The following is a 20,303-nucleotide window of genomic DNA, read 5'->3' as shown; positions in this document are numbered from 1 at the left end:
TATGTGAGTCAAGCCATATATAAACCACCCCTGAAGCGGGGCCTCAGCTGTAGTCGGCCCAGATCCGCTGCTGCTCACCGTCAAGCGTGACCTCGCCGCCGTAGGGGAGGATCCACTGCGGGCGGGTGTGGCCGAAGGGGACGCCGCACACGACGACCGCCTCCGGGTTGTACAGGGTGACCTGCTCGATGACGGCGTCGTACTGCTCCTCCCGGTCGCGGTACTCGGCGAGGAAGAGGCTGCGTGACGGGGGACGGGCCACCATGACGCCCCGGGCGGCGGCGAGGATGTCGGCCTCGCCGAGGGCGCGGACGATCTCCATGATCCCGTGGGTGTTGGTCAGCCGCTGGGAAGCCTCGAGCATGAGGATGGCGCCCTCGAGATCCGCGGCCTGGGGGATGCGGTCGGCCAGCGACATCTGCGTGATCACCTCGAAGCAGCCACCCCAGGTGCGACCCGTCACGCGCCGGGCGGGACCCGCCCACCGCCAGGGCTTCGTCGATTCGCGCAGGCCGTTGACCTCAAGGGCCAGGGGATCGGACCAGAGGATGCCGTGGTCCTCGGATTCTCCGGGGTCGGTGATCTCCAGGATGCCGCTGCCGGACAGGGCGGCGCGCAGTGAGGTGGCGGTGATGTCGTCGATACGCGGGCCGGCCCCGATCTGGACCTGGGTGTTGCCGCCGTGGAAGGCGCGGATGCCCAGGCTGTGCAGGAGGTTGAGGATGTTGCTGTTGTCGCTGTAGCCGAAGAAGGGTTTCGGGTGCGCGGCGATGACGTCCGGGTCGAGGAAGGGGATGACGGTGACCTGGTCGTCGCCACCGAGTGTGGTGAAGATGGCCTCGATCGCCGGGTCCGTGAACGCCGCCATGATGTCGCGCGCGCGGTCCTCGGGGTAGGACTCGAATTCGCGGGTGGTGGGGTACTCGACGGGCTCGAGGCCGAACTCCTCACGCAGGCGAGTCATGGCCTGCTCGTGGACCTCCGGTCCGAGCGCGGGAGCCGCCTTCGACGGGGAGAGGACGGCCACCTTCCTTATGTCAGCTTCAACACCCATGCCTTCAACTACACCACTTAGGCTGGCGTAAATCCAGAAAACGCCGCTCACACCACCAGCTTCAACTCACTCCCGGAGCTCGGTGCGATGTTGAGTCCCGCCTCCCGGGCGATCTCCACGACATCCGCAGCAGAGGCCGCCGCCACCGGTGAACTGGCCAGGACCCGCGCCAGTTCGCCCTTGTAGTGCTTGTTGAAGTGGCTGACCACCTTGCCGTCCTTCTCCACACGCACGGTCACCGCGCCGGGCACGCGGCCGAGCTGCTGGTAGGTGCCGGAGCGCAGGTCGACGACGAAACCCTCCTCCGAGAGGGTTTCGGTGATCGACGAGCCCCAGCGGGCCCGCAGCGTGGGGGAGTCGGGCAGCCGCGTGCCGCCGGAGAAGCGGTAGCGGGGGATGAGATCACCCGCCCGGACGACGCCGAAGAGGGCGGAGCCGACGGCGAGGCGCTCCCAGGCGTGCGGGGGCAGGGTGGAGGCGGAGAGGGCGTCGAAAAGCACGCCCGTGTAGCGGTGCAGGGCGGGCATGGTCGGCGAGGTGCGCAGCTCGAGGTTCGCCTCCGCCTCGGCGGTAAGGCGCGCGGAGATCTTGAGCACCGTCAGCGCCTCGGGCAGGTCCAGCGCAGAGAGGTCGTCGATGAGCGCGGAACGCACGGGGGTGAGTGCCGGAAAGCTCAGTCCCTCCAGGTCAAGCGCGGGGCCGGAGCCGCCGGGGGCCTTGGTTTCGGAAGGAGGGAGCACGATCAGCATGCGGACAAGGGTAGCGGGTAATGTTTGGCACCATGATCACACGTCTGTCCTCGCTGTTCCTTCGCACACTGCGCGAAGACCCGGCTGATGCCGAGGTGCCCAGCCACAAGCTGCTCGTCCGCGCCGGCTACATCCGCCGTGCCGCCCCCGGTGTGTACTCCTGGCTGCCGCTGGGTCTGCGCACGCTGCGCAAGATCGAGGACGTCGTGCGCGAGGAGATGAACGCCATCGGTGGCCAGGAGCTGCTCTTCCCGGCGCTGCTCCCGCGCGAGCCCTACGAGAAGACCAACCGCTGGACCGAGTACGGCGAGCACCTCTTCCGCCTCAAGGACCGCAAGGACAATGACATGCTCCTCGGTCCGACGCACGAGGAGATGTTCACCTCGACGGTGAAGGACCTGTACTCGTCGTACAAGGATTTCCCGGTGACGCTGTACCAGATCCAGACGAAGTACCGCGACGAGGAGCGGCCGCGCGCGGGCATCCTCCGCGGGCGCGAATTCGTGATGAAGGACTCCTACTCCTTCGACATGTCCGACACCGGCCTCGAGGAGTCCTATCAGGCGCATCGCCGCGCCTACCAGGCGATCTTCGACCGCCTCGGGGTCTCCTACGCCATCTGCCAGGCCACCTCCGGTGCGATGGGCGGGTCGGCGTCCGAGGAGTTCCTGGCGATCTCCCCCAACGGCGAGGACACCTTCGTCCGCGCCACCGACGGTGATTACGCCGCGAATGTGGAGGCGGTGGTGACGCAGCCGGGCGTCGAGAAGCCGATCGAGGGTCAGCCGGAAGCGCAGGAGTACGAGACGCCGGATGCGGAGACCATCGCCACCCTGGTGGAGTGGGCGCGCTCCGAGGGCGTCGAGGCAGAGGCTGCGGACACGCTCAAGTGCGTCGTGGTCAAGGTCACCGAGCCGGGGCAGGAGCCGGAGCTGCTCGGCGTGCTCGTCCCGGGCGACCGCGAGGTGGACATGAAGCGCCTCGAGGCCTCGCTGGAGCCGGCGGAGGTCGCCATGGCGGAGGAGGTGGACTTCAAGAAGAACCCCTTCCTGGTCAAGGGCTATGTCGGCCCGCGCGGGCTGGCCGCCAACGGCGTGCGCGTGCTCGCCGACCCGCGCGTCGTGCCGGGCACCGCGTGGATCACGGGTGCCGACGCCCCCAACCGCCACGTCATCGGCCTCGTCGCCGGCCGTGACTTCTTCGTCGACGGCTACATCGAGGCCGCCGAGATCCGCGAAGGCGACCCCGCTCCGGACGGGCAGGGCACCCTGACGCTGGAGCGCGGCATCGAGATCGGCCACATCTTCCAGCTCGGACGCAAGTACACCGAGGCCTTCGACGTGCAGATCCTCGACGAGAACGGCAAGCGCGCGGTGCCGACGATGGGTTCCTACGGCATCGGTGTCTCCCGCCTCATGGCCGTGCTCGCCGAGCAGCGTCACGACGACAAGGGCCTCAACTGGCCCCTCGAGGTGGCGCCCTTCCAGGTGCACGTGGTCGTGGCGAACAAGGACGACGCCGCGCTGCAGGCCGGCGAGCGGCTGGCCGCGGAGCTCGACGCCGCGGGCATCGAGGTGCTTTTCGACGACCGCCCCAAGGTGTCACCCGGCGTGAAGTTCAAGGACGTCGAGCTGTTGGGCATGCCTTTCGCGCTCATCCTCGGCCGTTCCTTCGCGGAGGGGCTCATCGAGCTGCGTCTGCGCGACGGCGAGACCCACGCTGTCCCGGCTGATGAGGCCGTGGCGAAGATCGTCGGGCTGGTCCGCGGCTAGCCGAAACATAAAATGACGCGCACTCGTATTTGTCGACAAATACGAGTGCGCGCAATTTATATGCCCTGGTCAGATCTTGAATGTGACCGCAGTCACGTCAGGAATGACGACCCGGCGTCAGGGACGAACCCGGCCCGGCCACCAGAACTTCTCGCCGAGCAGCTGCACGAGCGCCGGGATGAGGATGGTGCGCACCACGAGCGTGTCCAGCAGCACGCCGATGAAGATGACGATGCCCACCTGCGCCAGCACCACCAGCGGCAGCACTCCCAGGGCGGCGAACACGGCGGCCAGCAGGATGCCGGCGGAGGTGATGACGCCACCGGTGGCGGACAGTGAGCGCAGGACGCCCTCCTTGGTGCCCACCTCGCGGGCCTCCTCGCGGGCGCGGGTGATGAGGAAGATGGAGTAGTCGATACCCAGCGCCACGAGGAAGACGAAAGAGTAGAGCGGCGTGAGGGCGTCGAAGCTGGAGAACCCGAGGATGCCGGTGGAGATCCACCAGCCGAGGCCGAGCGCCGCGACATTGGTGAACAGCACGGTGGCGGTCATGATGAGCGGCGCGAGGACGGAGCGCAGCAGGATCATCAGGGCGAACAGCAGGACGAGCAGGATGACCGGGAAGATGAGGGTGCGGTCCGCAGCTGCGGACTTCTCGGTGTCGTGCAGCTCGGCCTCCTGGCCGCCGACGAGGGCGTCGGTGCCGTCGAGGGTCTGCCGCAGCTCCTCGGTGGTTCCGCCGCTGACCTGCAGGATCTCCCACCCGCCGGCGGGTTCCTGCGGGGTGACGCTCGCCCCGGACTCCTCCAGGACCGCGGTCACGCGCGGCGCCTCCCGGGTGGCGACGATCGCCGGGGTGGCGTTCTGCTCCGGGAACTTCTCCTCGAGGAGTTCGGCGGCGGTGATGGATTCGGGGGTGTCGATGAACTGCTCCGCCTGGGTCAGGCCGGTGCGGATCTGCAGGGCGCCCAGGCAGGCGATGCCGAGCAACATTACGGCGACGATGCTCACCAGCGCGGGGCGCGAACGGACCAGCCCGCCGACGCGGTCCCAGAAGTGGTGCCGGATTTCGGTGCCCTCGCGCGGGATGCGGGGCCAGAAGATCCAGCGGCCGAAGAAGAGCAGCACGCCGGGTAGGACGAGGGTGGCGAAGAGGAAGGCGATGCCGATACCGAACATCGAGGCCAGGCCCAGACCACGGGTGGTGGGCACGGCGGAGAGCAGGAGGCAGGCGACGCCGAGGATGACGGTGACGGCGGACGCGAAGATCGTCTTCACGGTGGGGCCCCAGGCGCGGGCCATCGCTGCGAAGCGGTCTTCGTGGCGGTGCAGCTCATCGCGGTAGCGGGAGATGAGCAGCAGGGCGTAGTTGGTGCCCGCACCGAAGACGAGGACGGAGAGGATGCCGGCGGTGGATTCGTTCCACACGGCTCCCAGGGCGTCGAGGGCCCAGGTGTAGGTGGTGTTTGCGACGCGGTCGGCGATGCCGATGACCAGCAGCGGCAGGATCCACAGGACGGGGGAGCGGTAGGTGACGATGAGCAGCACTGCGACGATGATGCCGGTTACGGCGAGCAGCATGAGGTTGGCGCCGGAGAAGACGCCGGAAAGGTCCCCCTCGATGGCGGCGGGGCCGGTGACTTGGGCCGTGACGCCCGCGGGGAGGTCGGCGGAGGCGGCGGCGCGCAGCTCGGTGATCTTGTCGACATTGTCCGTCAGGCCCGTGGAGTGGACCTCGACGGGGACGAGGGCGGCCGTCATATCGTCGTTGGGGATGAGGGGGCCGCCCAGTTCGGCGGCGCGCGGCGCGAGGGCGGCGAGGTCGAGGGGGTCGTCGCTGCTGAACAGGACCAGCGCAGCGCCGCCGTTATCTCCGGGGCGTTCCTGCAGGAGGCGCGCGACCGCGGTGGAGTCGACGTCGTCGGGCGCCATGGCGGTGGGGTCGGTGGGTGTCGCGGCGGATCCGAAGGACATCGCGGCACCGGCGAGGGCAATGAGAAGGAGGGCGAGCCAGCGGAAGGCTCGGGCGGTGGAGGTACTCACCTGTCCGAGAATACAGATGCCAACACTGTGTCGGTAACTTAGGTGGTGCGCGCCACCCACGCGCGCCACGCGTCGTCCTGCGCGTCGCTGACCGCGCGCAGCCAGCGCGCCTCCCGCGCGGATTCCAGTGCGGCGACAAAGCCCTCGTCAGCGGGCTGCAGATCCCCGGAGACCGCATAGCCCGGGGCCGCCACGGGCACGTCCCCCGACGGTGCGAGAAGCTCGCGGAGGGCGTGGATGCGGTGCTCGCTGGCGTCGATAAGCGGGGCGGGGACGTCATGAAAGGCCTGCGCCACCTCGAGTCCGTGGAGGTGGGCGTACTCGGCGTCGAGAAGCGCGCGGGCCTGGGTGGCCGCGGCCTCCGACAACGTGACGGGGTCGGCCTCCCCGGAGGCGAGCGCCACGGCCTGGCGGGCGAGGAGGTCGCGGGAGGCGGCGGGGACCTCGTCGACGGCGTCGACGGTCACCGCGAAGGCGTCCGCGGGCTCCACCGGCGTCACCGTGTAGCTGCAGGAGGTAGGGACGGAACCGTCGGCATGCGTGCCGCACAGGCGGGCGATCTCGGCCTCGAGCTCCGCGGCATCGTCCGCGCGGTCCGTGGCGTGGGCCTGATCCGCCAGTGCCACCAGCTCGCCGTTCGGCCGGGGCCCGAGCATCTCCACGGAGCAGGAGGCCAGCAGGGGGAGAAGCAGCAGAGACAGGAGGCGACGTTTCACAGCGGACACCCTACCCGCGATAGGCTGAACGGCATGGCATTTCCCGGAGAAGCAGAACTGATCAGCCTCATCACCCCGGTCACCGACGCGTGTGGCCTCGACATCGAGGGTGTGAAGGTGACGCGCGCGGGGCGGAAATCGGTGATCGGCATCTTCGTGGATTCCGATGTTCGCCCCGACCTCGACCTCCTGGAGCAGGTCTCCCAGGAAGTCTCGACGCTGCTCGATTCCGCCGAGGAGCGCGGCGAGGTCAACCTCGGCGCCGGGTACACGCTGGAGGTCTCCACCCCGGGCGTCGATGCGCCGCTCACCGCTCCCCGCCACTGGCGTCGCAACCGCGGCCGCCTCGTCGAACTGCTCGAGGAGGGGCAGAAGTCGACGTGGCGCGTCGGGGCGCTGGCCCCGGAGGAGAACGCGGTGGTCCTCGTGCGCACCGTGAAGAAGGACCGCGAACTGCGGGTGCTGGAGTTTTCGGAAAACGCCCGCGCGGTGGTAGAAATTGAATTCTCGAATCCCCCGGCGGCCGAGACCGAGCTGACCGGACTTGACTACGACCAGGCGCTGACCTGGCAGGAGGACAACAAGTGAATATCGACATGGCTGCGCTGACCACCATCGAGAAGGACAAGGGCATCCCGGTGGATGACATGCTCCAGACGATCGGCGGCGCCCTCATCCACGCCTACCGCGAGTACCGCGGCGAGGAAGAGGAGACCCGGGCGCGCGTGGACATCGACAAGGCCACCGGCTCCGTGTCGGTCATCCTCACCGAGCTTGACGACGCCGGGGAGGTCCTCTCCGAGTCCGACGACACCCCGGACAACTTCGCCCGCATCGCGGCCGGCGCGGTGCGCGACGCCATCGTCAAGCGCCTCCGCGAGGCCGAGAACGTCCGCCTCTTCGACGAGTACCAGTCCTTCGAGGGGCGCGTCGTCTCCGGTGTCGTGCAGAAGGACGAGCTGGCGAACTCCCGCGGCATCGTCATCGTCCAGCTGGGCACCGAGACCGATCCGCAGGACGGCATCCTCCTGCCCGCCGAGCAGATCCCCGGCGAGAAGCTGGAGCACGGCGACCGGGTGAAGGCCTACATCGTCGGCGTGAACAAGGGTCCCAGCAACGTCCAGGTCAACCTCTCGCGCACCCACCCCGAACTGGTCCGTGGCCTCTTCGAGCTGGAGATCCCCGAGGTGGCCGACGGTTCCGTCGAGATCCTCGGCATCGCCCGCGAGGCCGGCCACCGCTCCAAGGTCTCCGTCACCGGCAAGGTGAAGGGGCTCAACGCCAAGGGCGCCTGCATCGGCCCCCGCGGCCAGCGCGTGACTAACATCATGACGGAGCTCGGCGGCGAGAAGATCGACATCATCGACTGGTCGGAGGACCCGGCCACCTACGTCGGTAATGCGCTCGCCCCCTCCAAGGTGGTCAACGTCGAGATCACCGACGCCGAGGCCCAGACCGCGAAGGTCACCGTGCCGGACTACCAGCTCTCGCTGGCGATCGGCCGCGAGGGCCAGAACGCCCGCCTCGCCGCGCGCCTGACCGGATGGAAGATCGACATTCACTCCGACATCAACTGAGGCCACCGGCAGCAGGGAGTTCAATTTCAGGTGACTTTGGGGTAAACTATCTGGTGGCCCACGTGCCGATGATGTTCACCACCTGGGTAGGAGACGAATGACGCAGACCCGCGCACCCCGCGCACCCCGCGAGATCCGCGTGCGTACCTGCCTTGCCACCCGCGAACGCAAGCCCGATACCGAGCTGCTCCGGGTGGTTATTGATCCCACCGATCCCTCCCGCCTCCTGGCGGACCCGGAGCGTTCGCGCCCCGGACGGGGAGCATGGATCACACCGAATATCGAAGCACTCGAGCTGGCGGAACAGCGTCGCGCCTTCGGGCGGGCGTTCCGAGTGTCCGGGACAAGCCTGGACACAGGTCACGTGCGTACGTACCTCGCAGCACACGCTGCCGGACCCGACATTGTAAGGAAGACCGAACACTGATGAGCACAGCACGATGAAGCATCAGCGATGACCGTCACAGACATCATCTAGAGGTCGAGTTCCCTTTCCGGGGCTTGACACTCGATCTCTAGGAACTATCCAGAGGAGAAAAGTGCCCGGAAAGCTACGCGTACATGAGCTCGCCAAGAAGCTCGGCGTAACCAGCAAGGAACTGCTCGCCACGCTCAAGGAGCAGGGTGAGTTCGTGAAGACCGCCTCGTCCACCGTCGAACCGCCGGTGGTGCGCAAGATGGAGGCCCTTTACGAGAAGAAGGACGGCGGCAGCGGCGCATCCGCAGCCCAGCCGTCCGCAGGTGCCCCGCGACCCGGCCCGAAGCCGGGCCCGGCGCCCAAGCCCGCAGCCGCCCCGAAGCCGGCTGCCCCGGCGCCGGCCCCGAAGCCCGCTGCTGCGGCTCCGAAGCCGGCCGCCGCCCCCAAGCCGGCCGCTGCGGCGCCGGCCCCGAAGCCCGCTGCTGCTCCCAAGCCGGAGGCCGCCCAGGCCCCGACTCCGGACGCCGCGGCGGCCCCGAAGCCGGGTGGCGCCCCCAAGCCGGGCGGTGCCCCGAAGCCGGGCGCCAACGCCATGCCGCGCCCCATGCCGCGTCCGGGTGGTCGCCCGCGCGTAGCCAACAACCCCTTCTCCACCGGTGGTGGAGACCGTCCGGCACCCCGTCCGGGTGGCGGCCGCGGGCAGGGTGGACCTCGCCCCGGTGGCCGTGGTCAGGGTGGCCCCGGTGGTCCCCGTCCGCAGGGTCAGGGCCAGGGCGGTTCCGACCGTCCGGCACAGGGCGGCGGTCGTCGTCCCTCGCCGGCCAACATGCCCACCTCCCAGGCTCCGACCCCGGGCCAGATGCCGCAGAAGGCGGCCGGCCCCGGTGGTCGCGGTCGCGGTGGAGCCGGTGGCCGGGGCCCGGGTGGCCCGGGTACCGGTGGCGGCGCCGCAGGCGGCGGTTTCCGCGGCGGCGGACGTCGCGGTGGCACCGCGGGTGCCTTCGGACGTCCGGGTGGCGCCCCGCGTCGGGGTCGTAAGTCGAAGCGTCAGAAGCGCTCCGAGTACGAGGCCATGCAGGCCCCGAACGTCATCGGTGGCGTTCGCCTGCCCGACGGCGGCGGCTCGACCGTGCGTCTGCGCCGTGGCGCCTCCCTGTCCGACTTCGCCGAGAAGATCGGTGCGGATCCGGCAGCCCTGGTGCAGGCCCTGTTCAACCTCGGTGAGATGATCACCGCCACCGCAGCAGTGCCGGAGGAGACCCTCCAGCTGCTCGGTGCGGAGATCAACTACCAGGTTGAGGTCGTCTCCCCGGAGGACGAGGACCGCGAGCTCCTGCAGTCCTTCGACCTGCAGTTCGGTGAGGACGAGGGCGGCGAGGACGAGCTGGCCAAGCGCCCGCCCGTGGTCACCGTCATGGGTCACGTCGACCACGGTAAGACCCGACTGCTCGACACCATCCGTAAGGCTGATGTCGGTGCCGGTGAGGCCGGTGGCATCACCCAGGGCATCGGTGCCTACCAGACCAAGCGATTCATCGAGGACCGCGAGCGGAAGATCACCTTCCTGGACACCCCGGGTCACGAGGCCTTCACGGCCATGCGTGCCCGTGGTGCCAAGTCCACGGACATCGCGATCCTGGTCGTCGCCGCGGATGACGGCGTCATGCCGCAGACGGTGGAGGCCATCAACCACGCGAAGGCCGCTGATGTGCCGATCGTCGTGGCGGTGAACAAGATCGATAAGCCGGAGGCTTCCCCGGACAAGATCCGTGGCCAGCTCACCGAGTACGGCCTGGTGCCGGAGGAGTACGGCGGCGACACCATGTTCGTCGACATCTCCGCCAAGGCCAACATCAACATCGACGAGCTGCTCGAGGCCGTCGTGCTCACCGCGGATGCCTCCCTGGATCTGCGCGCCAACCCGGACATGGACGCCCAGGGTGTCGCCATCGAGGCCCACCTCGACCGCGGCCGTGGCCCGGTGGCCACCGTCCTGGTCCAGCGCGGTACCCTCCGCGTCGGTGACTCCGTGGTCGTGGGTGACACCTACGGTCGCGTGCGTCGCATGATCGACGAGCACGGCCACGACGTGGAAGAGGCGGGTCCGTCCCGTCCGGTCCAGATGCAGGGCCTCAACGGCGTCCCCGGCGCCGGCGACAACCTGCTCGTCGTCGAGGACGACCGCGTCGCCCGCCAGATCGCCGCGCAGCGTGACGCCCGTAAGCGTTCCGCCATGCAGGCGAAGTCCCGCAAGCGCGTCTCCCTCGAGGATCTGGATGCCGTTCTCAAGGAGACCAGCGTCCTCAACCTCATCCTCAAGGGCGACAACGCCGGTTCGGTGGAGGCCCTGGAGGAGTCCCTCCTCAAGATCGAGATGGAGGACGAGGTCGAGCTCAACATCATCGACCGTGGTGTCGGTGCCGTCACGCAGACCAACGTCTCGCTGGCTGCCGCCTCGGATGCCGTCATCATCGCCTTCAACGTGCGCGCCGAGGGCAAGGCCACCGAGGAGGCCAACGCCGAGGGTGTGGACATCCGCTACTACACCGTCATCTACCGCGCCATCGAAGAGGTCGAGGCTGCTCTCAAGGGCATGCTGAAGCCGATCTACGAGGAGAAGGAGATCGGTTCCGCCGAGATCCGCGCCATCTTCAAGGCCTCCGCCATCGGTCTCATCGCCGGTTGTATGGTCGAGTCCGGCAAGGTGCGCCGCAACGCCTCGGGCCGCCTGGTCCGCGACGGCAGCGTCATCGCCGACAACGTCAAGATCGAGTCCCTGCGACGCGAGAAGGACGACGTCACCGAGGTCACCGCCGGTTACGAGTGCGGTATGGTCCTGTCCTACCCGAACATCGAGGTCGGGGACAAGCTCGAGGTCTTCGAGATGGTCGAGGTCCCGCGCGACTAACCTCGGGGTGCATGAGCACCTTGTGGCTGGTCTCTGACCTGCACGTCACCTTCCCCGCCAACCGCGAGCGCGTCGAGCGCCTCGCCCCGGCGGAGGAGGGCGACTGGCTCATCGTCGCCGGAGACGTGGCTGAGAGTATCGACATTGTCGTCGACACCCTCGCCCGTCTCCGGCGGCGTTTTGCGCGTGTGGTGTGGTGTCCCGGCAACCACGAGCTTTTCGCCCGGCCCAGCGACCGCTATCAGGGCCGCGCCCGCTACGCGCGGCTGATTGATCTGCTGCGTGAGGTGGGCGTCGATACGCCCGAGGACCCGTACCCGGTCTTCGGCGACGTCACCGTCGCGCCGCTGTTCACCCTCTACGACTATTCCTTCCGGCCCGCGGGCCGTTCCGCCGCCGAGGCGCTTATCGACGCCCGCGCCGCCCGCGCCACCCTCGACGATGAGCTCTACATCGCGCCCTATGTGGATGTGGTGGAGTGGTGCGCGGAGCGCGTCGCCTACTCGCGGGAGCGACTGACGGCGGTCGACGGCCCCACCCTCCTGGTCAACCACTGGCCGCTGGCGGTCGAACCCACCCGACGCCTGCGGCAGCCCGACATGGCGCTGTGGTGCGGCACCACCCTCACGCGTTCCTTCGCGCGGGACTACCGCGCCGTCGGCGTCGTCCATGGGCACCTGCACATGCCCGAGGAGATCATGGTCGAGGGAGTGCCGCATGTCGATGTGTCCCTGGGCTATCCCTTCGAGCAGGTGCACATGCCGCGGCGGGCCTGGCCGATGCCGGGGCTGCGCATTCCCTGAGTGCTACCGGCGGGTAGAATGAAGCCCCGTATCTGCACCCGGACTCAAGGAGACCGACATGGCCGACAACGCCCGCGCCGCCCGCATGGCCAAGCGCATCCAGACGATCGTGGCCTCAGCCATCGAACGCGAGGTCAAGGACCGTCGCTTGGAGCTGGTCACCGTCACTGACACCCGGGTCACCGGCGATCTGCACGACGCGACGGTGTTCTACACGGTCCGTGGACGCTCCCTCGACGACGAGCCGGACTACGACGAAGCCGCCGAGGCACTCCACCGCGCCCGTGGCCAGCTGCGCAAGATCGTCGGCGACCAGCTCGGTGTCCGTTTCACCCCGACGCTCTCCTTCGAGGTGGACACCGTGCCCGAGGCCTCCGCCCACATGGAGGAGCTGCTGGCCCGCGCCCGCGCTCGCGACGAGGAGCTGGCGAAGCTCAAGGAGAACGCCAAGCCTGCCGGTGACGCCAACCCGTACCGGACGGGCGACCTCTAGTGCCTTATTACGAGCAGGCCGCCGATGCCCTGGCGGCCGCCACGTCCGTGGCCGTCATCGGTCACGTGCGTCCCGACGCCGACGCGATCGGTTCCGTCTGCGCGACCGTCGGCGCCCTGCGTCAGCTGGGGAAGGAGGCGGTGGGCCTCATCGGGCAGGCCGACCCCTTCGCCGCGAACCTGCTCACCATCCCGGGGGCGGAGGAGGTGCAGCTGGCCGATCACCTGCCGGATGTGGACCTCATCGTCACCGTCGACTGCGGTTCCATCGACCGGGCGGGCACCCTCGCCGGGGCGATCGCGGCCCGCGCGGAGGACACCGTGGTCATCGACCACCACTCCTCGAACTCCGGTTTCGGCCGGGTCAACCTCCTCGATTTCGACGCCGAATCGACGACCATCGTCCTCGGCCGCCTCTTCGAGATCATGGGCATCACCCTCGATCCGCCGATCGCGCACGCCCTCTACGCGGGCCTGCTCACCGACACCGGCAGCTTCCGCTGGGGCAGCCCGGCGATGCACACCTTCGCCGCGGAACTGATGTCCACGGGTCTCGACGTCCGCGGCATCGCCGTCGACCTCCTCGACTCCGGCTCCGTCGCCGATCTGCGCATGATCGGCCGCGCCCTGGCGAGCGTCGAGGTGCACGAGGCGGGGGAGCACCGCGTGGCGCTCATCATCGCCGACCACGCCCTCGTGCAGACCGGTTCCCTCCCGGCGGTGGAGGGCCTCGTCGACTTCGTCCGCTCCCTCGACGGCACCACCCTCGGTGCCGTGTTCAAGGAGACCGTCCCCGGGGTGTGGCACGTCTCCCTGCGTTCCAACGACATCGACGTCTCGCGCATCGCCGTGGCCCTGGGCGGCGGCGGGCATGTCCCGGCCGCCGGCTTCACCTTCCGCGGCACCGCCGCCGAGACCACCGAGGCGCTGCTGGGGGAGCTGCGCCGGCAGTGACGGTCACCGCCCGGCAGATCTTCGCCCTGGCGCTCCCTGCGTTGGGCGTGCTGGCCGCGACCCCGCTCTACCTGCTTCTCGATACCGCCGTCATCGGCCGCCTCGGCGCCTTCGAGCTCGCCGCCCTGGCCGTGGGCACGACCGTGCAGTCGACCGTGACCACCCAGCTGACCTTCCTCTCCTACGGCACCACCGCCCGCGCCTCCCGCCTCTACGGCTCCGGGAAGCGGGCCGCGGCCGTCGCGGAGGGGGTGCAGGCCACGTGGGTGGGGCTGGCCGTCGGCCTGGCTCTGGCGGCGGTGGTGGCCGCGCTGGCCGAGCACATCGGGCGGTGGCTCACCGGCGACCCGGCGATCGCTGCGGCCGCGGCGACGTGGATCCGCATCGAGGCCATCGCCATCCCGCTCACCCTCATCATCATGGCGGGCAACGGCTGGCTCCGCGGCGTGCAGAACACGCGCAGCCCGCTGTGGTACACCCTCGCCGGGGTCATCCCGGGGGCCATCCTCATCCCGGTGCTCGTGGGGCGCTACGGGCTGCCCGGTTCCGCGATGGCCAACGTGGTGGGAATCTCCATCACCTCCTCGCTCTTCCTCCTGGCGTTGCGACGCGCCCATGCAGGTTCCTGGCGGCCGCGCTGGGACATCATGCGGCGCCAGCTCGTCATGGGCCGCGACCTCATCCTGCGCTCCCTCTCCTTCCAGGTGGCGTTCATCTCCGCGGCGGCCGTGGCGGCGCGCTTCGGCACGTCTTCTTTGGCCGCGCACCAGATCCTGCTCCAGTTGTGGAACTTCATCACGCTGGTCCTCGATTCCCTGGCCATCGCCGCGCAGGCCCTCACCGGCGCGGCGCTCGGCCGGGGATCGGTGGAGGTTGCCCGGGGCGTCGGGGTGAAGGTCACTTACTACTCCCTCCTCTTCGCAGCTGGCCTCGGTGTGGTCTTCGCCCTCGGCGCCGGGGTCATCCCGCGGATCTTCTCCACTGACGCCGGGGTTCTTTCGGACATCTCCGGTCCGTGGTGGCTCATGATCCTCATGATCATCCTCGGCGGCGTGGTCTTCGCCCTCGACGGCGTCCTCCTCGGCGCCGGCGACGCCGCCTTCCTGCGCACCATCACCATCGCCTCGGTGCTCGGCGGTTTCCTCCCCGGTGTCTGGTTGTCGCTGCTTCTCGACGCCGGCCTCACCGGCCTCTGGGGCGGCCTCCTGGCCTTCATCCTCATCCGCCTCGTGGCGGTTGTGTGGAGGTTCCGCTCGCTGCGCTGGGCCCGCCTTTAGGTCACACCTTGCGTTGGCACGTGAACCACACCAGCCACACCCCGCGACCAGGGGAAACGCGCAGCAGGCCGCAACTTCACGTGCCAACGCACTGGGGCCCGGGGAGCGCTGTGGTAGATACAAGGGAAGGAGGTGCGTAGATGAGCACAACGCTCTGGGCTGTCAGCGATCTGCACGGCGCCGTCAAGGCGAACGTCGCGCGGATCGATGACATCCAACCCGAGGACCCCTCGGACTGGCTCATCGTCGCCGGTGACGTCGCCGAGCGCACCGACCTGGTGGTCCGCATCCTCGGTCAGCTCCGCGAGCGCTTCGCCAAGGTCATCTGGGTGCCGGGCAACCACGAGCTCTTCTCGCGTTCCACGGACCGCTTCCAGGGGCGCGAGAAGTACACCGAGCTGGTCGAGGCGATCCGCGAGATCGGCGTGCTCACCCCGGAGGATCCCTACCCGACCTTCGGCGGCGTCACGCTTGTGCCGCTGTTCACCCTCTACGACTACTCCTTCCGCGGCCCCGGCATGACGGTCGAACAGGCCGTCCAGGCCGCACACGACCGCCAGATCATGATGACCGACGAGTTCGCCATCGCGCCCTTCGTCGACGTCCGCGCGTGGTGCTGGGACCGGTTGGCGTACTCCATCAAGCGGCTCTCGCTTATCGACGGCCCCACCGTCCTCATCAACCACTGGCCCCTGGTCCAGGAACCCACCCTGGCCATGCGTCACCCGGAGATCGCCCTGTGGTGCGGTACCCGCCACACCCGCACGTGGGCGGAGCGCTACCACGCCCAGGCCGTCATATACGGGCACCTCCACATGCCCGGGATCACCGAGGTCGCCGGCATCCCGCACGTCGAGGTGTCCCTGGGGTATCCCCGCGAGTGGGAACGCCACGGTCACCTCAACCCCTGGCCCTACCCGGTCATGCGGCTGGGAGGTGAGCAGGATGCTTAACGCCTCCCTGTTCCCGGAGTCGGCGCGCTTCTGTTACGTCATCACCGACCGCGAACGCCCGGACCTGCAGAACTACCACGGCCTGCATCCTCTGGAGCAGGCGCTGGTCTCCCATTCCGTCGACGTGCGCAAGGCCGAGTTCGGCGACGCCCGCTGGTGTGCGCACCAGGCCCTGCGTGACCTGGGGGAGTGGGACAACGAGCCCATCCTCCGTGGCGAGCGCGGCATGCCCCTGTGGCCGCAGGACATCACCGGCTCCATGACGCATACGGAAGGGTTCCGGGCGGCGGTCGTCGCCCCGCGGACCCACGTGCGTTCCATGGGCCTCGACGCCGAACCCGCCGACCCCCTCCCGCGCGAGGTCATCGGCTCCATCGCCCGCCCGGGGGAGATGCCGCAGCTCGAGCGCCTGCGCAACGAGGGCGTCGAATGCGCCGACCGGCTGCTCTTCTGCGCCAAAGAGGCCACCTACAAGGCCTGGTTCCCCATGACCCACCGGTGGCTCGGTTTCGAGGACGCGGAGATCGACATCCGCTCCGACGGCTCCTTCGTGTCCTACCTGCTCGTACGCCCCACCCCGGTGCCGTTCATCTCCGGGCGGTGGATGGTCTCCGACGGTTACGTCATCGCGGCGACGGCGGTGACGTAAGAGGGTATTCGAGTCGGGGCATTAACCGAGGACCCCCGTGCCATCCAGCCGACTTCTGCCCCCACCCACATACCCCGTTACCAGCCACCGCCCCCCGGGCACCACTCCCGCACCGGGAACTGTGGACAACCCGGGCCCGCCGGGACGTTATTCACAGCCGCAGTGACGGTCCGCTGGACCGCCCGCAAGGCCCGGCCCATACTGCACCCGTGCGGGATTGGAGCGGGGAGATCGAGTTCATCAGGATGCGGAGCCGTCGGGCCGGTACCCCGGCATTCCGGCGGGAACTGAGGCAGGGGAGGTTTCTGCTCCTGTGCCCGGAGATCGCGGTACCTGCCGCCTCGTTCCGGGATTTCCAGCCGTGGGACCAGCAGGCGATACGGGCGTTCGCGGTGGGCCTGGGGAGCCGGACGGCGGTGCTCGTCGGCAAGGCTGCGGCAAGGTTGCACGGGATCCCGGTCCTGGGGAACCAGGAGCCGACCACCATCGTGCTCCCCGGCGGCGGGAGGCCTCCCGTGAAGCAGTGGCCTGAGGGAGTGCAGTATCGACGCGCGAATCTCCCGGAGGAACAGGTCACGGCCATTCACGGGGTTCGGGTGACTCGGATCATCCGTACGGTGGTGGACCTTTGTCGCTACCACGGTCTGGTCGACGGGATCGTGGCCTTCGATCACGTACTCACGCTGAAGAACATGACCCGGCAACGTGCCGCGACCCTCCTCGATGACCTGGGCCGGATCCGCGGGTTGAGTGTCGCCCGCAGGGCTCTCGAGCTTGCCGACGCCCGCGCCGAGAGCCCTCTCGAGTCGTGGGCCCGCGCACAGATCCTCGTCGCTGATGTGCCGGAGGTCACGAGTGTGGAGCCGCAGGTGCCTGTCCTCGGTGGGAGGCACCGGGTGGACCTCATGGTCAATGGTTTCCAGGTGGTGGAGACCGACGGTGATATCAAGTACGACGGTTCCACCGGTGTCGCGCCGGCTGAGCAGATGCGCAAAGACCGGGAGCGTGACCGGGCGCTGACCAATGCGGGGATTCCCCGGCTGCATGTGACGTATGCGGATCTCGCGACTGTCGTCGAGGGGGAGAGCCGCTTCCTCCGTATGCTGCGCGAGAGCCTGCAAGCGCACGCCCGCCGCACCGCCTAAAGCGTGTTCGGCCGCGCCACGAACACCGTCGCCAGGCGCTTTCCCTTCTCGCGGACCAGCGCGATGGAGCGTCCGTCCGGCGCCACCGCGGCATGGATCCCATCGAGGCCGCGCGGCTCGAGCCACTTGCCCATGGCCAGGGCCTCCGCCTCTTCTTCCGTCACGGGGAGCACCGGATAGGAACGCGCCAGGGCTTCGTCGAGGGTGAGGGACAGCCGGGGCTGTTTCTCCAGCTGCGACAAGGTCAACGCGTCGGCCAGCAGGAAGGGGCCGACCTCGGTGCGTCGCAAAGCGGTGAGGTGACCGCCCACGCCCAGCGCCTCGCCCAGGTCGCGGGCCAGCGAGCGGATGTAGGTTCCGGAGGAGCAGTGCACGGAGACGTCGACGTCCAGAAACTCGCCGGAGCGCCGGAAAGCCAGCGCCTCGAAGCGCGACACGGTCACCGGCCGAGCGGGGATCTCGACCTCTTCGCCGGCGCGGACGCGCTCGTGGGCGCGCTTGCCGTCGATCTTGATGGCGCTCACGGAGGCGGGGCGCTGCATGATGTCGCCGGTCAGGTCGGCCATCGCGGCGAGCACAGACTCTTCCGTGACGGACGCCGCGCTCGCCCCCGACACCACGGACCCCTCGGCGTCGTCGGTGGTGGTGGCTGCCCCGAGGCGGATCGTCGCGTCGTAGGATTTCGTCGCGGCGACCAGGTGCGCGAGGAAGCGGGTGCCGCGCTCGATGCCGACGACGAGCACACCCGTCGCCATGGGGTCGAGGGTGCCGGCGTGCCCGACGCGGCGGGTGGAGAAGATGCGGCGGAGGCGGGAGACGACGTCGTGGGAGGTCATGCCCTGGGGCTTGTCCACCACGACGAGTCCGGAACTGGCCAGGGGATCGGTCATAGGGGAAGTGTATGCCGTAGGCTGTAGCGGTGATTGTTTGGCACGGAATTGACACGGTCCCTGAGTCGCTCGCGGAGTCCGTCGTGACCATCGGGGTGTTCGACGGTGTGCATCGCGGGCATCGGCAACTCATTGAGCGTGCCTCGCAGCTGGCGGAGGAGCGCGGCGTCCCGGCGGTCATGGTGACCTTCGATCCGCATCCGATGTCGGTGTTCCTGCCCGAGCGGGCGCCGGTCATGCTCACCACGCTGGAGCAGCGCCTGGAGCTGGCGAAGGGGATGGGCATCGACGCCACCCTCGTCGTCGATTTCACCCGGGAGCTGGTGGGGCTGAGCCCGGAGGAGTACTTCGAGACCCTGCTCAAGGGCGCGCTCAAGGCCAGCGCCGTGGTGGTGGGGGAGAACTTCACCTTCGGAAAGGATGCCGCCGGTACGGCCGCTTCCGCCCGTGACCTGGGGAAGAAGCACGGGATCGACGTGGAGATCGTCAGCCTGCTGCACGACGACGGCCAGCGCATCTGCTCCTCCAACATCCGTGACTTCCTCAACGCCGGCGACGTCGAGCGTGCCGCCTGGGCCCTCGGCCACCCCTACACCGTCACCGGTCCGGTTGTCCGCGGCGCCGGACGCGGCGGCAAGCAGCTGGGTTTCCCCACCGCCAACCAGTACTTTTCCGATGATGTCGCGCTGCCCGCCGACGGCGTCTACGCCGGTTGGTTCACCGTCCGCGGCCCGCGCGCCATCGACGGTGACATGGAGCCCGGCGTGGCCTACCCGGCGGCGATTTCGGTGGGCACCAACCCCACCTTTGGTGACGAGCGTCGCAGCGTCGAGTCCTTCATCCTTGACCGCGACGCCGATCTCTACGGCTACGAGGCCGATGTGGCCTTCATCGGATACGTCCGTGACATGCAGAAGTTCGACTCCGTCGAGACGCTGCTCAGCGCGATCCGGGCCGATGTCGCCCGCGTCCGGGAGATCCTCGGGTGAAACTCATCCTCGACCTCGACACGGGTATCGACGACGCCTTCGCCCTCGCCTATGCCCTCGCATCGCCCGAGGTCGAGCTCATCGGCGTGACCGGCACCTACGGCAACGTCACGGTTGCGGATGGCGTCCGCAACACCCGCGCCCTCCTCGCACTCTTCGGCCGCCCGGACATCCCCGTCTACCCCGGCCCCTCGCCGGAGGGGTGGGCCGTGGCGGAGATCTCCGCGTTCATCCACGGCGCCAACGGCCTCGGCGGGGTGGAGCTCCCCGCACCCGTCGCACCGCCCGCCGGCTCGGCCGTCGATTTTCTTATCGACGCCGTCCGTACCCACCCCGACCTCGTCATCGTGCCGACGGGGGCGTCGACAAGCATCGCTGCGGCGGTGCAGGACGATCACTTCGCGGAGCACGCCCGCATCGTCATGATGGGTGGCGCGCTCACCGTGCCCGGCAACGTGCGGCCGTGGGCGGAGGCGAATGTGTGGCAGGATCCGGAGGCCACGGACGAGGTGTTCCGGCGGGCACACCACGTCACGATGATCGGCCTCGACGTCACCCTGAAAACCCTGCTGACCTCGTCGGATGTCGCGTCGTGGCGGGAGCAGGGCACCGAGGTCGGCGAGGTACTCGCCGCGCTCGCCGACTATTACATCGGCGCCTACTCCACGACTGCCCCGCACTTGGGCGGGTGCGGGCTGCACGACCCGCTGGCGGTGGCCGTCGCCATCGATCCCTCGCTGGTCACGTGCCTGGCGCTGCCCATGCAGGTTGACGTGGCGGGGGAGACCCGCGGGCGCACGATCGGCGACCTCTCGCGGCAGGGACCGATGGTCAATGTCGCCGTCGATGTAGATGTAGAGAGATTTCTCGGCGCATTCATGACCCGATTGACTAGGCTGGCCGCAAACACCTGA

19 protein-coding genes are annotated in these 20,303 nt (G+C 68.9%); 14 read left to right on the top strand and 5 right to left on the bottom strand.

Annotated features, from left to right (window positions below; translation table 11 throughout):
• Positions 1 to 43: 43 nt before the first annotated feature.
• Together ACFPUZ_RS00915 and yaaA are read right to left on the bottom strand one after the other, a co-directional pair.
• On the bottom strand, positions 44 to 1,054 hold the full coding sequence (locus ACFPUZ_RS00915) for a S66 family peptidase (protein ID WP_376998939.1): 1,011 nt from the start codon (positions 1,052 to 1,054) through the stop codon (positions 44 to 46).
• Between the two features lie 47 nt (positions 1,055 to 1,101).
• Positions 1,102 to 1,803: a peroxide stress protein YaaA gene (yaaA, locus tag ACFPUZ_RS00910; protein WP_376998937.1), complete on the bottom strand. Its 702-nt coding sequence runs from the start codon at positions 1,801 to 1,803 to the stop codon at positions 1,102 to 1,104.
• A gap of 32 nt (positions 1,804 to 1,835) precedes the next feature.
• Between yaaA and ACFPUZ_RS00905 the strand changes: the two genes are divergently transcribed.
• Positions 1,836 to 3,575 (top strand): proline--tRNA ligase, encoded by a 1,740-nt coding sequence (locus ACFPUZ_RS00905; RefSeq protein ID WP_376998935.1) that lies wholly within the window; start codon positions 1,836 to 1,838, stop codon positions 3,573 to 3,575.
• 117 nt (positions 3,576 to 3,692) lie between these two features.
• On the opposite strand, the gene ACFPUZ_RS00900 is transcribed toward ACFPUZ_RS00905, so the two are convergent.
• Together ACFPUZ_RS00900 and ACFPUZ_RS00895 are read right to left on the bottom strand one after the other, a co-directional pair.
• Positions 3,693 to 5,618 carry an MMPL family transporter gene (locus tag ACFPUZ_RS00900; protein WP_376998932.1) on the bottom strand — a complete coding sequence of 642 codons (1,926 nt, stop codon included), beginning with the start codon at positions 5,616 to 5,618 and terminating at the stop codon, positions 3,693 to 3,695.
• Between the two features lie 38 nt (positions 5,619 to 5,656).
• Entirely contained in the window at positions 5,657 to 6,334 is a 678-nt protein-coding gene (locus ACFPUZ_RS00895) for a hypothetical protein (RefSeq protein WP_376998930.1), read from the bottom strand.
• Positions 6,335 to 6,367: 33 nt separating this feature from the next.
• Here ACFPUZ_RS00895 and rimP point away from each other — a divergent pair, with 33 nt between their 5' ends.
• The 11 genes from rimP (at position 6,368) to ACFPUZ_RS00840 (ending at position 17,510) form a co-directional block, all read left to right on the top strand.
• Positions 6,368 to 6,922 carry a ribosome maturation factor RimP gene (gene rimP / locus ACFPUZ_RS00890; protein ID WP_376998928.1) on the top strand — a complete coding sequence of 185 codons (555 nt, stop codon included), beginning with the start codon at positions 6,368 to 6,370 and terminating at the stop codon, positions 6,920 to 6,922.
• Entirely contained in the window at positions 6,919 to 7,911 is a 993-nt protein-coding gene (nusA, locus tag ACFPUZ_RS00885; protein ID WP_376998926.1) for a transcription termination factor NusA, read from the top strand. The genes rimP and nusA overlap by 4 nt, the downstream gene beginning before the upstream one ends.
• Positions 7,912 to 8,008: 97 nt before the next feature.
• Positions 8,009 to 8,338 carry a YlxR family protein gene (locus tag ACFPUZ_RS00880; RefSeq protein ID WP_376998923.1) on the top strand — a complete coding sequence of 110 codons (330 nt, stop codon included), beginning with the start codon at positions 8,009 to 8,011 and terminating at the stop codon, positions 8,336 to 8,338.
• A gap of 112 nt (positions 8,339 to 8,450) precedes the next feature.
• On the top strand, positions 8,451 to 11,237 hold the full coding sequence (gene infB / locus ACFPUZ_RS00875; RefSeq protein WP_376998920.1) for a translation initiation factor IF-2: 2,787 nt from the start codon (positions 8,451 to 8,453) through the stop codon (positions 11,235 to 11,237).
• 11 nt (positions 11,238 to 11,248) lie between these two features.
• On the top strand, positions 11,249 to 12,040 hold the full coding sequence (locus tag ACFPUZ_RS00870) for a metallophosphoesterase family protein (RefSeq protein WP_376998918.1): 792 nt from the start codon (positions 11,249 to 11,251) through the stop codon (positions 12,038 to 12,040).
• Between the two features lie 58 nt (positions 12,041 to 12,098).
• On the top strand, positions 12,099 to 12,533 hold the full coding sequence (gene rbfA, locus ACFPUZ_RS00865; protein WP_376998916.1) for a 30S ribosome-binding factor RbfA: 435 nt from the start codon (positions 12,099 to 12,101) through the stop codon (positions 12,531 to 12,533).
• Positions 12,533 to 13,486 (top strand): DHH family phosphoesterase, encoded by a 954-nt coding sequence (locus tag ACFPUZ_RS00860; RefSeq protein ID WP_376998914.1) that lies wholly within the window; start codon positions 12,533 to 12,535, stop codon positions 13,484 to 13,486. Before rbfA ends, ACFPUZ_RS00860 begins: the two co-directional genes overlap by 1 nt.
• Positions 13,483 to 14,763 carry an MATE family efflux transporter gene (locus ACFPUZ_RS00855; RefSeq protein ID WP_376998912.1) on the top strand — a complete coding sequence of 427 codons (1,281 nt, stop codon included), beginning with the start codon at positions 13,483 to 13,485 and terminating at the stop codon, positions 14,761 to 14,763. The genes ACFPUZ_RS00860 and ACFPUZ_RS00855 overlap by 4 nt, the downstream gene beginning before the upstream one ends.
• A gap of 140 nt (positions 14,764 to 14,903) precedes the next feature.
• Positions 14,904 to 15,716, top strand: coding sequence for a metallophosphoesterase family protein (locus ACFPUZ_RS00850; protein ID WP_376998910.1), 813 nt, complete (start codon positions 14,904 to 14,906; stop codon positions 15,714 to 15,716).
• On the top strand, positions 15,709 to 16,365 hold the full coding sequence (locus ACFPUZ_RS00845; protein ID WP_376998907.1) for a 4'-phosphopantetheinyl transferase family protein: 657 nt from the start codon (positions 15,709 to 15,711) through the stop codon (positions 16,363 to 16,365). Before ACFPUZ_RS00850 ends, ACFPUZ_RS00845 begins: the two co-directional genes overlap by 8 nt.
• 209 nt (positions 16,366 to 16,574) lie before the next feature.
• Positions 16,575 to 17,510, top strand: a complete 936-nt coding sequence (locus tag ACFPUZ_RS00840) for a hypothetical protein (RefSeq protein ID WP_376998904.1) — start codon at positions 16,575 to 16,577, stop codon at positions 17,508 to 17,510.
• Here ACFPUZ_RS00840 and truB read toward each other — a convergent pair.
• Positions 17,507 to 18,400, bottom strand: coding sequence for a tRNA pseudouridine(55) synthase TruB (gene truB / locus ACFPUZ_RS00835; RefSeq protein WP_376998903.1), 894 nt, complete (start codon positions 18,398 to 18,400; stop codon positions 17,507 to 17,509). The two genes, ACFPUZ_RS00840 and truB, sit on opposite strands and share 4 nt — an antisense overlap.
• Before the next feature lie 29 nt (positions 18,401 to 18,429).
• Between truB and ACFPUZ_RS00830 the strand changes: the two genes are divergently transcribed.
• The gene (locus ACFPUZ_RS00830; RefSeq protein ID WP_376998900.1) at positions 18,430 to 19,389 is read left to right on the top strand and encodes a bifunctional riboflavin kinase/FAD synthetase; all 960 of its coding nucleotides are present in this window, start codon (positions 18,430 to 18,432) and stop codon (positions 19,387 to 19,389) included.
• Entirely contained in the window at positions 19,386 to 20,303 is a 918-nt protein-coding gene (locus tag ACFPUZ_RS00825; protein ID WP_376998898.1) for a nucleoside hydrolase, read from the top strand. The genes ACFPUZ_RS00830 and ACFPUZ_RS00825 overlap by 4 nt, the downstream gene beginning before the upstream one ends.

The sequence above is a fragment of the Corynebacterium nasicanis genome (assembly GCF_042658165.1).
Taxonomy (GTDB): domain Bacteria; phylum Actinomycetota; class Actinomycetes; order Mycobacteriales; family Mycobacteriaceae; genus Corynebacterium; species Corynebacterium nasicanis.
Note: the sequence above shows the minus strand (reverse complement) of the source record. Positions and strands in the feature narration are given on the sequence as shown.

Excerpts from the sequence above, each read along its gene's own strand:
- ACFPUZ_RS00915 (WP_376998939.1), bottom strand. The coding sequence starts at position 1,054 with ATGGGTGTTGAAGCTGACATAAGGAAGGTGGCCGTCCTCTCCCCGTCG.
- yaaA (WP_376998937.1), bottom strand. The coding sequence starts at position 1,803 with ATGCTGATCGTGCTCCCTCCTTCCGAAACCAAGGCCCCCGGCGGCTCC.
- ACFPUZ_RS00905 (WP_376998935.1), top strand. The coding sequence starts at position 1,836 with ATGATCACACGTCTGTCCTCGCTGTTCCTTCGCACACTGCGCGAAGAC.
- rimP (WP_376998928.1), top strand. The coding sequence starts at position 6,368 with ATGGCATTTCCCGGAGAAGCAGAACTGATCAGCCTCATCACCCCGGTC.
- ACFPUZ_RS00880 (WP_376998923.1), top strand. The coding sequence starts at position 8,009 with ATGACGCAGACCCGCGCACCCCGCGCACCCCGCGAGATCCGCGTGCGT.
- ACFPUZ_RS00870 (WP_376998918.1), top strand. The coding sequence starts at position 11,249 with ATGAGCACCTTGTGGCTGGTCTCTGACCTGCACGTCACCTTCCCCGCC.
- rbfA (WP_376998916.1), top strand. The coding sequence starts at position 12,099 with ATGGCCGACAACGCCCGCGCCGCCCGCATGGCCAAGCGCATCCAGACG.
- ACFPUZ_RS00850 (WP_376998910.1), top strand. The coding sequence starts at position 14,904 with ATGAGCACAACGCTCTGGGCTGTCAGCGATCTGCACGGCGCCGTCAAG.
- ACFPUZ_RS00845 (WP_376998907.1), top strand. The coding sequence starts at position 15,709 with ATGCTTAACGCCTCCCTGTTCCCGGAGTCGGCGCGCTTCTGTTACGTC.
- truB (WP_376998903.1), bottom strand. The coding sequence starts at position 18,400 with ATGACCGATCCCCTGGCCAGTTCCGGACTCGTCGTGGTGGACAAGCCC.